General features: G+C 41.4%; 12 protein-coding genes. 2 read left to right on the top strand and 10 right to left on the bottom strand.

Going from position 1 to position 14,110, the window contains the following annotated elements; genetic code table 11:
- The first annotated feature begins 61 nt into the window (after positions 1–61).
- Together ACFSR5_RS17430 and ACFSR5_RS17425 are read left to right on the top strand one after the other, a co-directional pair.
- Positions 62–583, top strand: a complete 522-nt coding sequence (locus tag ACFSR5_RS17430; protein WP_380905749.1) for a YceI family protein — start codon at positions 62–64, stop codon at positions 581–583.
- Positions 584–589: 6 nt separating this feature from the next.
- Positions 590–1,666, top strand: a complete 1,077-nt coding sequence (locus ACFSR5_RS17425; RefSeq protein WP_380905748.1) for an NAD(P)H-dependent flavin oxidoreductase — start codon at positions 590–592, stop codon at positions 1,664–1,666.
- Positions 1,667–1,828: 162 nt separating this feature from the next.
- Here ACFSR5_RS17425 and ACFSR5_RS17420 read toward each other — a convergent pair whose 3' ends face one another.
- The 10 genes from ACFSR5_RS17420 to ACFSR5_RS17375 form a co-directional block, all read right to left on the bottom strand.
- The gene (locus ACFSR5_RS17420) at positions 1,829–2,776 is read right to left on the bottom strand and encodes a nucleotidyltransferase family protein (protein WP_380905747.1); all 948 of its coding nucleotides are present in this window, start codon (positions 2,774–2,776) and stop codon (positions 1,829–1,831) included.
- 21 nt (positions 2,777–2,797) lie between these two features.
- Positions 2,798–4,639 (bottom strand): glutamine--fructose-6-phosphate transaminase (isomerizing), encoded by a 1,842-nt coding sequence (gene glmS / locus ACFSR5_RS17415; protein WP_380905746.1) that lies wholly within the window; start codon positions 4,637–4,639, stop codon positions 2,798–2,800.
- Positions 4,640–4,858: 219 nt separating this feature from the next.
- Positions 4,859–7,255 (bottom strand): GumC family protein, encoded by a 2,397-nt coding sequence (locus ACFSR5_RS17410; protein WP_380905745.1) that lies wholly within the window; start codon positions 7,253–7,255, stop codon positions 4,859–4,861.
- Between the two features lie 8 nt (positions 7,256–7,263).
- Entirely contained in the window at positions 7,264–8,097 is an 834-nt protein-coding gene (locus ACFSR5_RS17405) for a polysaccharide biosynthesis/export family protein (protein ID WP_380905744.1), read from the bottom strand.
- 60 nt (positions 8,098–8,157) lie between these two features.
- Positions 8,158–8,583 (bottom strand): WxcM-like domain-containing protein, encoded by a 426-nt coding sequence (locus ACFSR5_RS17400; RefSeq protein WP_380905743.1) that lies wholly within the window; start codon positions 8,581–8,583, stop codon positions 8,158–8,160.
- Positions 8,584–8,603: 20 nt separating this feature from the next.
- The gene (locus tag ACFSR5_RS17395; RefSeq protein ID WP_380905742.1) at positions 8,604–9,575 is read right to left on the bottom strand and encodes an MraY family glycosyltransferase; all 972 of its coding nucleotides are present in this window, start codon (positions 9,573–9,575) and stop codon (positions 8,604–8,606) included.
- Positions 9,576–10,505 carry an NAD-dependent epimerase/dehydratase family protein gene (locus tag ACFSR5_RS17390; protein WP_380905741.1) on the bottom strand — a complete coding sequence of 310 codons (930 nt, stop codon included), beginning with the start codon at positions 10,503–10,505 and terminating at the stop codon, positions 9,576–9,578. It lies immediately after the preceding gene.
- Complete coding sequence (locus ACFSR5_RS17385; RefSeq protein WP_380905740.1) at positions 10,502–11,623, bottom strand: glycosyltransferase family 4 protein; 1,122 nt, start codon at positions 11,621–11,623, stop codon at positions 10,502–10,504. The genes ACFSR5_RS17390 and ACFSR5_RS17385 overlap by 4 nt, the downstream gene beginning before the upstream one ends.
- Positions 11,620–12,987, bottom strand: coding sequence for a phenylacetate--CoA ligase family protein (locus ACFSR5_RS17380; RefSeq protein WP_380905739.1), 1,368 nt, complete (start codon positions 12,985–12,987; stop codon positions 11,620–11,622). Before ACFSR5_RS17380 ends, ACFSR5_RS17385 begins: the two co-directional genes overlap by 4 nt.
- On the bottom strand, positions 12,984–14,108 hold the full coding sequence (locus ACFSR5_RS17375) for a glycosyltransferase (protein ID WP_380905738.1): 1,125 nt from the start codon (positions 14,106–14,108) through the stop codon (positions 12,984–12,986). The genes ACFSR5_RS17380 and ACFSR5_RS17375 overlap by 4 nt, the downstream gene beginning before the upstream one ends.
- Positions 14,109–14,110: the final 2 nt, after the last annotated feature.

Here is a 14,110-nt window from a genome sequence, read left to right as displayed (position 1 = left end):
ATGTCCTTATTTTTTCAGTTAGATAAGTAGAATTTTGTGGTATACATTTTTAAAAAGTACCATGATAAGATTCAATATTCAACCAGAAAGTAGCTCCGTTAACTGGACGGGCAAAAAAGTACTCGGCTTGCATACCGGCACGATTTTTCTTCAATCCGGCTTTCTAGATTTTGACCAAGACCAATTGATCGGTGGTGAGCTCACCATGGATATGACGCGTATCACTGTAACCGATATGAAAGAGCAAAAGCTTCACTATGAATTTCTACACCATTTGCAAAGCGCAGACTTTTTCGCCGTGGATCAGTATAAAACAGCCAAATTGACGATTACAAAGTGTGTTAAAACAGGAGACAGACACACGGTATATGGCGATCTCGCCATCAAAGGGATTACTAATCCCATATCTTTTAATACTTCCATCGAGATCCTGACCGATTTCCTACATGCGATGGGCGAACTCAAAGTAGACCTCACCGTATACGGTATAAAATATGGTTCCGGAAAATTTTTATCCAATTTGGGAAACAAACTGATTTACGATGAATTTGTCATACAATTTAAATTAATCGGTCAAAAGTAATACGCGATGTGGTCAGATACAAAATTAACCAGTATGTTAGGCATAGATCTTCCTATCGTACAGGGTCCGTTTGGCGGGAAACTGTCATCCGTACAACTTACCAGCGTGGTTTCCAATGCCGGAGGTCTAGGTTCTTATGGGTGTCAGCCCTTCACATCGGCAGAGATTGTGGCAATCGGTCGGGATATCCGGCAGCAAACGAACAAACCGTTTAATCTAAATCTTTGGGTAAACGACCGAGGTGCTCCGCTAGACGATTTCGACGAGACTGCTTTCCTAGAGGTTGTGCACATCCTTCAGCCGTATTTTAAAGAGGCAGGTGTCGAACTACCCCCGTTCCCCTTACCGCAAATACCAACGTTCGACCAGCAGATTGACGCGATCTTTGCCGTAAAACCCGATGTTTTCAGTTTCGTGTTCGGTATTCCTTCGCAAGATATTTTAGAAAAATGCCGTCAGTTGGGAATCCGAACCGTCGGCGCGGCAACGACTGTTGACGAAGCAATCGCGATCGAAAATGCGGGTGTAGACGCTGTGGTGGCAACCGGATTCGACGCCGGCGGCCATCGCGTGTCCTTTATCGAAGCGGCGGAGGACTCGCTAGTAGGTACGTTTTCTTTGATTCCGCAAATCGCTGATGCCGTGCGTATCCCAGTTATTGCAGCAGGCGGCATTGCAGATCTTCGTGGTGTTCAGGCGGCCTTTATCCTAGGCGCAGATGCCGTTCAGATTGGCTCCGCCTTTTTGGCAACTGCTGAGTCAGGTACCACTAGCTTACATCGTGAAAAACTGTTTTCGAAGGATGCGCGGTATACGACATTAACCAAAGTCTTTACTGGTCGGTTATCGCGTGGAATTAAAAACAGACTCACAGAAGAACTAAAGGATGTTCAGCACCGTCTGGCTCCTTATCCGATACAAGGACAAATACTAAGCACACTGGGTGCTTACCCCGCCACCGCACAATCAAATTCGCAGCTTAAATCATTCTGGGCGGGACAAGCTTCCCCATTGATCCACTATCACACGGCGATTGAATTGATTGAAAGCATCGTGCAAGGATTGAATAATGTGGAGCCATAGAATGTAAACGAAAGAAGGTATTGAAAGCGGTAAAACATTTTTTACCGCGTAATATTGATCACAACATCAATCTTTCATACTGTCAAACGTCTTTTAAAAATAAAAATAAAAGCACGTGTACATCTTTTGAACACGTGCCCTTTTTTTAAATACCTTACTCGACTAATTGTCTAAGTAAAGACTCGAATTTACCGCTTTTACGCCTTCCCAAAGGGCTACGGGATATTTGCCCAAGGCGACGAGCTCCGTAATGCTGCGCTGTACCATTTCCTTATCTTCTTTGTAGGTAACACCAAACCACTTGGCGGAAGTGGGGATCACAGAGAAACTGGTTATACCGTTTTTTACCATGTGGTCCGGGATATCCGGAATAAAGAATTCTGCTTTCGGGTTTTCCTTGCTTTTCTCTACGAATGCAGGAAATAAACCTTTGGCTACTTCAAGTACCTTGGGCGTAAATCCCCAAAAGTTCATCGATACTCGCGTCTGTGCTGGCAACGCTATTTCATCATCGCCTTCTTTGTACACGATGTCCTTATCCCGACGGTAAATATTGGTGCGTTCGGTCACATCGACCAAATGACCATCTTGATCTACTTCGCAGACACCGCGCGATACATAACCGTGATCCGAAAGTGTGTTACCTATTTCGAAACCAACCATCGCCATCTTGCCGTCATGCACTTCGCTCGTCAGGAACTTCGCCATTTTGTCGAAGGCATCAAAGCCATAAAAATCATCGGCATTGATGACACAGAATGGTCCGTCTACTTCAGGCTCCGCACTCATTACCGCATGCGCCGTGCCCCAAGGCTTCTGCCGCTCGATGTCCTTGTCAATTCCAAATTTCCGCAGGTCGAAATCCTGAAAGGCATAAGCCACCTCGATTTTGCCTTTTAGCTTTTCCTCGAAGTTTGCTTTCATGATCTCCAAAAACTCCTCGCGGATCACAAACACCACTTTTCCAAATCCCGCACGTATCGCGTCGTATATGGAGTAATCTATAATTTTTTCATTATTGGGTCCAAAGCCATCTACCTGTTTGGCCGAACCGTAGCGACTTGCCATTCCTGCCGCCAAAATCACCAACGTTGGTTTTGTATTCTTCATATGCATGTGCTTTCACTCTTATTATTCCACGGTAACCGATTTCGCTAAGTTACGCGGTTTGTCCACGTCTAGCTGCAGCTCTACTCCAATGTAGTACGACAACAGCTGTAAAGGCACAACCGCCAGTAATGGGGAAATGATTTCGTCTGATTGGGGGACAACCAGCAAATCCTCGGCCAAGGTTTCGGCGATTTCATCGCCTTCCGACACAACGGCAATTAACCTGCCCTTCCGCGCTTTAATCTCCTGCATATTGCTGACGACCTTCTCGTAAAACGGATCTTTCGTCGCAATGAAGACCACGGGCAGTTGATCATCGACTAACGCGATCGGTCCGTGCTTCATCTCGGCTGCGGGATACCCCTCGGCATGGATATACGAAATCTCCTTCAGTTTCAACGCTCCTTCCAAAGCGATCGGGAAGTTGTACCCGCGACCTAAAAATAGAAAATCGCGCGCACCGCGGTATTTCGCAGCGACCTGTTTGATTTTGTCCAGCTGATTTTCCAATATCCAATTTACCTGCTCAGGCACAGCATGTAGCGCTTGAACAAGCTCGACGAAGCGTTCCGCCGACAACGTACCTTTCATTTGCGATAGCTTCAATGCGAACAATTGGAGCACCACCAATTGCGCGGTAAACGCTTTTGTACTCGCTACGCCAATTTCCGGTCCGGCGTGTGTATAGGCTCCGGCGTCAGCAAGCCGGGCAATGGAAGACCCCACGACATTGACAATACCGAAAATTGTGGCACCTTGCCGTTTTGCATTTTCCAAGGCTACCAGGGTATCCGCAGTCTCACCGCTTTGCGACACCGCGATAATCACGTCGTTTTCGTCGAGAATCGGATTACGGTAACGGAACTCTGAAGCATATTCCACCTCAACATTGACGCGGCACAGCTCCTCGATCCAATATTCGGCCAGTAAGCCCGCATGCCAGCTCGTTCCGCAGGCGACGATGATAATACGGCGCGCGGCCAATAATTTATCTTTGATCGCATCCAGTCCGCTTAACGTCAACACGTTTTGCTCCACATCCAACCGACCTCTGAAGGAATCGAAAATAGTTTGTGGCTGCTCAAAAATTTCCTTCAACATAAAGTGCTCATACCCGCCTTTTTCGATAGCTGCTAAATCCAGATCCAAACGCTGTACATACGGCGTTAGGTTTTCGTTCGTATGGTTCTTCAAAATTAATTCATCGGGACGGACAATCACCATCTCGTAGTCATTAATGTACACGACGTCTTTGGTATAGGCCAACATCGGTGATGCATCCGAACCTAAGAAGTGCTCATTCTCGCCGATGCCAATAACTAATGGCGAACCTTTGCGTGCGGCAATGATAGTATCCGGCAGACTTTGGTCGATCAATAAGATCACGTAGGCGCCTGTAATGCGTTTTAAGGCAATACGCACGGCCTCCTCAAGCGGGCACTCATTGTTGGCGCGGATATCCGTGATGAAGTTGACCAACACTTCCGAGTCCGTATCGCTCTTGAAGGTGTATCCTTTTTTCTCCAACTCGCCTTTCAGCTGGGCGTAATTCTCAATAATCCCGTTGTGGATCATCGCGATGGAACCATCGTTGGAAACGTGCGGGTGCGCATTCCGATCGCACGGTTCGCCATGGGTTGCCCAGCGGGTATGCCCAATTCCAATGTTGGCTAAGGGTTGTTGTCCACCAACCAGCTCTTCGAGCGCAGCGACCTTCCCTTCTTTTTTAAACACCTGTAAGTTGTCTTTAGACCATAACGCGACACCCGCGCTGTCGTATCCCCTATATTCCAAGCGGCGAAGGCCCTCGATCAATATAGGATAAGCGGCTTTGCTACCTACGTAGCCAACGATTCCACACATGTAATTCTGTTTGTTCTGTTTGTTTTAAAATAGATCTAAATTCCCTCGAAATAGATGTACTTGCTTGTAAGCAAGGATTATGCCATGAGGGTAACATTTACGATACTTTACAAATGTTTAACACACATTTATTCGAAAATGATTATCCGACCGGTTAAACGCAGAAAACCAGCAGGATGAACTATGCTGGCTTTCTTACATGTATACGTTATTTTAGATTTACTTCTTTTTGCTGCCAAATGGATTCTTAAAGAACTTGATCATCCGTTTGCGTAAGGAAACCTCTCTGCTACCCTCTCCGTAGCCGTAGCCATAACCATAACCATAACCATAGCCACGTTTGAAGTCCACGTCATTGATAACAACAGCCATATTCTTCAATTTTCCTTCTTCATATAACTCAGCCGGTACATTCAATAAACGCTTATCTAAGTAATTCGCACGAGCTACGTAGATCGTCATATCTGCATGTTCCGCAATTAGTAAAGTATCCGTTACTAAACTCACTGGCGCGGTATCCACAATGACATAGTCGTACTGCATACGCCCGTAAGCAATAATATCCGCAAAGTATCCATTCATTAACAACTCTGCGGGGTTTGGCGCAATATAACCCGAATAAATAATATCGAAGTTGTAGGGCTCCGGCTTCCGGATCACTATATTCGACACCGACATTTCTGGGTTTATCAAATATTGTGTGATACCGATGTTCGTGTGCTGCAAATGTGAAAGACCCAGGTAGTCCAAGACCTTCGGCGAACGAATATCCGCACCTAACAACAACACCTTCTTGCCAGACATCGCTAAGATCTTTGCCAGGTTTGTCGAAATAAAGGATTTCCCCTCACCTGATGTGGTAGATGTCACATACAAAACCGACGATTGATCCTTTTTATGACCCAACATAAAAGAGATGTTGGTACGGAGAATACGAATAGCTTCCGCTAATGACGATCGGTCGTTGTCCTCGATAATCGGGTGGTCTGAAGACGGCACCTCCCCTAGAATTGGTGCGTTGAACGCTTCTTCAATATCTTTACGAGAATGGATTTTGTTGTCTAAAAGAAATTTAATATAAAGAACTCCAAATGGAACTAAAAACCCTAATACTAAAGAGCCCAACAGCACAATTAGCTTTCTAGGTTCAACGGGGTCACTAGAACCGTATGCGCCGTCAATGACTTTTAAATTCGCGGGCGTTGCTGACGCCTTAATCTCATTTTCTTCACGCTTTTGTAAGAGAAACAAATATAATGATTCTACGATTTGCTGCTGCCGAGAAATATCCTTAAACCCTCGCTCTTGATTCGGTATCTGACTTAACTTACCTTCAAATTTATTCTTTTGTACTTGCAATGAGTTCACATTGCTTTGTAAGACCTGTCTGTAATTATCTAAAGATAGCTGTAGGCTTTTGTTAACTTCAGAGATATTTCTGCTAAGATTTTGTACAATCGGATTGTCTGGAGTTGCTGATTTCAACAAATCCTCTCTCTCCAAAACCAAGTCGTTATAACTTTTAATATTTGCTTGGATAGATGGGTCGTTTAAACCAATATTGGAAGGTAGCAAGTTCACATTCTCGCCCACTACAGCTTCTCGCATCATATCGGCTAAGCGAAGCTGCGTCTGGTACTCCACCAACTTTTGTTCATTAGCGGTAGCGTTTTGCATATATAGTTGGGCCTCCGATGTCATATCCACCATATTGTTGCGATCCTTAAAGTCAGCGACACGCGAATCCGCAGAGGCTAAATCTTTAGAAATTAGATCAAGCCTTGAATTTATAAACGCTGAAGTAGCTCGTGTTACAAGCGCTTTATCTTCCGTAACATCTATATTGTATTGTTCTATCAACGAATTTAAAATTAATTTCGCCTTTTCCCGAGATGCATGTCTCATAGAAAAATTAACAATGAAAGACTGCATGTCCTTGTTAGGCGTAACCTGAACAGCTTGAGAAATTCCTCCAAGAGCATTTTCGATAGGACGATAGGTGATTTTTAGTTCTCCGTTCCAAGGTTGATTGCGCTGGGGAACAAGGGTTACTAGACCAATTGGCGTACTAATTTTACTTCCCAAGGTGTATTTCCGCGCACCGTTAATCTCATCTTGAATTGTATAATTAGAGCCGCTTTTTGTCAAAATTAAAGAATACGCGACGGAATCAAGTCTCGGATGGTTTGGCTCCATCAACATTAGCTTAATCGGAGATTGACTTTCTAACATTTCGAATGACTTAATGTTTCCTTTAACATAGTACGAAATATTAAGTCGGTTCGCTTCAACGACTTTCCGCATAATGCGCCGAGATCGCATGACCTCCATTTGATCGTTAATAAATGCGGCTGAGCTAGTAGTTTTACCCGTAAGGTTTGCTATCTCAGCTAGCCCTGCCATATCACCCGCCGCTTGCTTCTCATCTTGCAGTAAAATTTTTGCATTTACGCTGTAAATACGTTCAGCATAACGCAGATATAAAAAGGCTATAATCAAGCAGAAGAAAACAGAAAATATAAACCATTTCCAGTAGAAAATGTACTGTTCGAAAACTTGTTTAAAATTAACCTCTTGTCCTTCCCTTACCTTTTCTTGAGACATGTTGTTTTTCATTATTTATTTTAACGGGTGAGTACAGAGATAACGGTAATAAGCACACTTGCTACAGAAACAAAGATTGAAGTATTTTGCGTGTATTTTGATGATTGCACTCTTGCCCCATTTGGCTCGACATACACAACGTCATTTTGTGTCAAATAGTATGCTGGGGAGTTAAGGGCTTCACGTTTCGTCAAATCTAACCGAAACTCCTGTTTCTGACCGTTTTGTTCACGAATAACAAGCACGTTTTTACGAACCCCGTTAATCGTCAAGTCACCGGCCATACCAAGTGCTTCTAACAACGTAATTCGGTCGTTGTTGATCGTGAAAGTGCCCGGACTACGCACTTCTCCTAACACAGTAACTTTGAAATTGCGTACTTCCATACTGATTCCCGGATCAACGATATATTTTCCTACTTCCTGACGTAAATATTCCATTGCTTGCGTACGTGTTTTTCCTGCTAATTTTACTTTACCTAATTTTGGAAAATCAATTTCTCCATTAACGTCAACGGCATAAGTTGGTATAAAAGGATTCGTTGTTTGTATTGTTGCTCCCTGATATGGAGATACCTGATTAAATGGTTGCGTCGCTCGCACATCATCCGCCGTAACAGAAATGGCCAAAATATCTCCCGGTTGCAACTTTGGGGCGTTCAACTCATATGAAGTATTTAGCTGCACGGAATCCGGCTGAAAGTATACTAAATCTTTACGACTTGCGCACGAGGAGCAAATCAATACACTTGCAATAGAAGTTACAAGCAGTCCCCAAATGATACGTCTATACATAAACTCTCTTTTCTTAATTCGATTCGACAGAGCAAAAAGCTCTCCAGTTTTTTTTGACATTGCTACAAAAATAGTTTTTTATTCGGAATTCACGTCGGGTTAATTCCTGAATTGTTGTTCTTAATCTTTCCTATGGACAAAATACTCTTTTGGCCAGGTATAGTTATCGTTGACTGCATTCTCGATACCAAAATCTGCGAAAACCAAAAGTTCGGAGTCCGGCTCCATTGCCTGGAAAGCTGTTCCATATCCCACCGGTACATGTAATATCTGGTTTTCCTGTGCTCTTAACACATGTCTTTCTATCGGCAAGTTTGGTGAAGCATTGTCCCAATTATCAACTTTAACCAAATCCACGGCAAAAGCTCCAGATAGTACGTAAAACCAGCGTTGCTCCATCCGATGTGCGCGCCACCCTCTCACCAATTCCGTATCCGCATTCTTTATGATATAAAACCTCTTCACCTGTGTCATATCAAAATCGTTGACAAACCGTATTTGTCCCCGCTGATCTTTGGCAATTCCGCCTAATATATTGTTAACCATATGATCCGTTTTAACTCAATTTAATTGGTTGCCGACGTGCTAACATACTTCTTTATAATGTATTGTTTTACAATCAGATAAACCGAACTCAAACCAATAAGAAGAACTGCGGCGAAAAGAAACTGTGTATTCAGATCCTTTTCGGCGACTTGTATCACCGCCCAACCAATGACGAACTGTACGGCGCCGTATAGGAACGAAATCATTAATTTATTGACTTTAGCCTCATTACCGAGGAACTGATACAGGTGCGAACGGTGCGCCTCGAAGATGTTTTCGCGCAGGTATAAACGACGGATGATGGTCCACACGGCGTCGACACCGTACACGGCTAGAAACAAGAAATAGATTAAATTCCCGGTTTTAATAATTAGTGCCCCCAAAACGAACAACAAAATATACGCGATGGCGACAGAACCGACATCGCCTGCAAAACATTTAGCTTTCGTTCGAAAATTAAAAAACGTAAACACCAATACGCCGAGCATGGTATATGCCAACAAATCCTGTGCTACGAAATTGACCTCCCGATTTACCAACATAAGTAACCCGCCGACTGCGAGACTATAACATGCAGTAATACCATTGATCCCATCCATAAAGTTATAAGCATTAATTACTCCGACCACCACAACAAATGTGATCAGCAAGTAATACCATGGCATTGCGAAAATATCCAACTGATTTGCCATCAACAAAACAGATCCAAAATGTATCAATAAACGGATCTTATTTGAGAGTGTAAAGACATCATCCAAAAATGAGACCACCGTCATTAAGGTAAGTCCTAAGAAGAACCAAGGATATTGAAAACCAGATAGCACAAAATAAAATAATGCCGCAAAATAGAAAATGACCCCCCCACCACGTAGGGTAATGGTTGTATGCGAAGAACGCTGATTAGGCTTATCAATAATATTGAACTTGTCCGCAAGCTTAAAATAAATAACTTCCAAGACGGACAACAACATCAATGCAATTACGTATTTCATTTACTTTTTAATGTTTAATTGATCATTGTCACTAAACGAACGAATAGTCATTATCAGTCCCTGCCGGGTGGACAAAGGAAGTTTTTGTATATCTAGAGATTTTTTAATTTTCGCGTTCGAAACTACGTATGACTCAGTCAATTTTTTCAATCTTTCAGAATTTAAAGGCAAGGGTATAACATCTCCGATCTTTACCAAATTTGTAATGAGAAACGCCGGAACGCGCCAAAACTTAGGTCTTCGTTCAACCACTTCTCCAATTAACTCGACCAGTTCATTTGTTGACATCGCCTCGTCATCAGCAAAATTATACACACCAGAAGATAGTTTTCTGTTCTGCATCATTCGTTCAAGAAGAAAGGTCAAGTTATGAATACTCAGAAACGAGCGTTGATTGCTGAAATCAGCTAAAGGCCAAGGCAGACCTTTTTTTACCACATTATATAGTAAATTCAAGTTCCCCTTATTACCTACCCCATGAATCATACAAGGTCTGATGATAAACAACCTTTTACCTTGTGGTAATGTTTTTCTTAAAAGATACTGCTCGGCATCATATTTCGATTTACCGTAAGGAGTACGTGGGTTAGCGTCACAATTTTCGGATAACACGCCTTCTATAGCATCTGTCACCGCTTTTACCGAACTAAAAAAAAAGAAATCACACACGTCCGATTCCAAAAAACGGTCGAACAATTCAATCGTTAAATCTCGGTTAATTTTAAAATAGTCTTCCGATGAGGATGTATTTAACACGTCATGCGCTTTCCCCGCAAGATGGATAAGCGAAGAGGCAGCATTCGGAAAATGAGCTTTCCACATAGGATCTCTTAACGACAAGCTGATAACATCTATGTTGCGACTTTCGAAAAATGTCGAAAGATTGGTTCCGACAAAACCGGATGCACCCGTTATGATTATACTCATCATTTTAAAAGAGAATTATACACTTCCAAGTGACTATTGACAACATCATCAACGTTAAATTCTATCTCTGCTTTCGTCCGCCCAGCTAAGCCCATCTTTTTCATTAGTTCAGGATTGTCGACAAGCCTTCGAATTGCTTCAGCCAAAGCGACGCCATCTTTTATAGGTACCTTAAAGCCGTTTTCTCCTTCATCAACACAATCCTTACAGCCCACGGCATTAGTTGTAACAATTGGACGACCTATTGCACACGCCTCTATCAAAGTTTTCGGTAAACCTTCTCGATAAGAAGGCAATACCACTATATGACAATCTTTATAAAACTTCACCATATCCGATTGTTGCCCCATCCAAACGACATATTCTCCATCTTCCCAATCTCTTAAATAAGACTCTGGCACACCAGCTTTATTGTCATTATCGGCCATTCCGACCAAAACGAATTGGATTCGTTGAGAATAGTTACCCTTGAGAATTTCAGAAGCTTCTCTAAGCTCCCTCACCCCCTTGTCCCACAGCATTCGACAAGGTAAAAGAATCTTGAAAAGATTATCTTGCGGTAGCGGATAGAAAGCAAATTTTTTCAAATCTACTCCAGATCCCTTGATAATTTTTACGCGGTTTTGTTCGTTTAAAACATTAAATTTAGTCAATATATCACGGTCATCTTTGTTTTGAAATATAAAGGAAATACCTTTACGGTTCGCTCCAATCTTCATCAACTGTAATACAATTTTTTGCATTATACCGACTTTCCCTTGCGCAAACATATATCCCAATCCGCTAATGGCGTTGACCACGCCTTTTATTCCCTCTTTTTTTGCAGCAAGACTTCCATACACAACCGGCTTAATAGTTATATGATGCACAACGTCTGGGTTGACCGTTCTGTATAACTCTCGAAACCTCCTCAGCAATTTCAGTTCTTCCAAAAAATTCGTGCCGGATCTCGAAAACGAGAACGAAATAAATTCAATTCCGTCCACGGAGATTTCTGAACCTCGCCCCGTGTCTTCACACGCGACATAAACACGCCAACCGGCTTTAGCCGCTGCCTTCGCAATCACCAACCTATGCGAAATTAAGAACCAGTCAACATTCGTGACAATTAACAGCTTCATATAACTAGATCCTTAATATTATTTTTTACCAACCGATATTTACCACTCTTCTCTACCTCAATGTTTTTTACTACGTGCACATTTAGCTTCATGCGTTCTCCAACCCTATCTCTCCAGTTTTTAAGAAAAACATTTTTATTGTCTTCGTCAAACATCTCTTTATCGACAACTAAAAACAGCTCTAATTCAGTAATACTGTTTTGTACCACTTGAAATTGCACGATCCCTTTAACATCTTTCAAAGTATTAGATACATTTCCAAGATTAATTTTGCCCGTTTCTGGTGAATATACGTAGTCGTCAATTCGTCCCAAAATTTCTTTTACAATAGGGTTGTTATTACCGCAATTACATTTTTTTTGCACTGTGTCTAAAATGATTCTGTCACCTATATCATATCGTATCAAAGGTGTGCCGCACGTGGTAAACGACGTCACGACCAGTCTGCCTATATCCGTGGGTTGATCATTCTCGTCTAAAACTTCAAATACACCGCTTTGAAGTTCTAAATGAAGATTTCCTTCTATACACTCGAAAATAAAGGGAGCTCCTTCGGAAGACGCATATTGATTATACATATTTGCTTGAAAAAAGGCTTCTATACTATTCCGCATTTCCGAGGTGACCGTTTCCGCAGTGGGAAAAATTGCTTTTACAATTCCTTTAGGCATTGAAACCTTCATTTTCAATCCAAACTTGGCGATTTCCATCATTGTTGATGGAAATCCAACAAGGTACTCCGGCTTATACTTGATCAAATTTTCCACATAAAATTCTAAATACTTTTCATTCATATGAAATGTCGAGTAATATCTTACATTATGCAAGTGATCCGTTTTCCAAAATATTTTCTTGTTTATGTCTCTATCAGTCAACAAGCTCTTTCCCGAAAACCATGCAGTGCGCTTGCCAAGTTCATATCCAAATCTATTTCTGAAATCGTCTAACTGCGCAAACCTTTCCTGTAAATTATCTATTGTATACAAAACTTCTAGCGATTTTCCTGTTGTTCCACCGGTTTTTGAAACAACGGCGCTATGTTTCTTAAGAGTAACTATTTGGTTAATGTTATTTCTCAGGATTTCTTTTTTTATTATGGGTAATCTTTCTATGTCTTCAATTGAAACTTCTTCATAATCAGCATAATACTTTGAATTCCTTATTGCTTCGGCTAAAAAAGATCCGAATCTATTTTTCTGAATTTCTAGCAATTCATGAAAAGCTAATGTTCTGTTTCTCAAGAAAACCTGCCTATACTTTTTATAATTTTGGCCGTATCGTTTACGATAAGCCAGAATATTGAAAATTGAAATTAGCAGTTCTTGGAAAATTACTGGCAAGTTCTTATAAAGCCAATTTTTCATAATATACTTTTAAATTTCTTATAGATCGCTTCAACGCTATACTTCTTCACTCTCTCTAAACTTCGTGTACTATAATGTTTTAGTTGATTTGGATTTTCATAAAAGAACTGTAACGCTCTTGTTAATGCTGTACAATCATTGGTATTAATTAACACTCCGTATTTTCCTAAATAGAAGGATCCGTTTTCTATCACAACCTCCTCGTTGTCATTAAGTAACTCTAACGGACCAGACCAACAATTTGTAGAAATAACAGGCAGACCACAAGCCATCGCCTCCAGGATGACATTAGGAACCCCCTCTGAATTCGATGATAAAACAAACAGGGATGCCTGCATTAAATAAGGGTTCACGTCTTTCACATCTCCGTGTAGAGTCACATTTGCAGCAAAACCCGACTCATCAATAAACTGAGTTATTTCTTGATCTTTGATTCGCTTGCCAACCAGATGAAACCTAAAATCAAAGGAAACACCACTTAACGCTTTCAATATCATTATATGATTCTTGATTGGCACAAGTTTTCCAACTGTTACTATGTGAAAAGTCTCCTTAAACGTGAAAGGAACCTCATGTGATAGCATATTTATTTTAACTGGATTATATATAACTTCGGCCGGAATCTTCAAACCAAAATTCTCACTTAAATCCTTATTTATATACACCGAATTTGAGAACAATAAGTCTGCTCTGTTATACAATAATGGAATTAAAAGCTTGTATAACAGGTATCGTAAATAATGTGATTTATATGCTATACTTGGAAAGCACCTTTCACTTATAATTGTTTTTATCCTCGGTTGAAAGGTTTTAAGTATTCCGTTTACAAAATTCGGTCTTGTCAAAAAAGAAATGGATCGCGTAATCTTATAAAGCTTGATAAGACGTTGATAGTTTCTAGCAGTCGTTATAAAACTGAACGATTTAGACAGGAGATCCCTTTTGCCATTCCCAAGAATATGGACGTTTACTCCTTTTGCGATGTTAAAATGAATAACGTTTTCAAAAAGGAACAAGTGAACATCGTAGTCAGCCACAAGTTCATCCAGTAGCAAACTAATTACTTTCTCTGCTCCCCCGCTCCCTAAATTCACACTTAAAACAGCTATTGTTTCTTTCACAA

Source organism: Sphingobacterium suaedae (assembly GCF_042684625.1).
Classification (GTDB): domain Bacteria; phylum Bacteroidota; class Bacteroidia; order Sphingobacteriales; family Sphingobacteriaceae; genus Sphingobacterium; species Sphingobacterium suaedae.
Note: the sequence above shows the minus strand (reverse complement) of the source record. Positions and strands in the feature narration are given on the sequence as shown.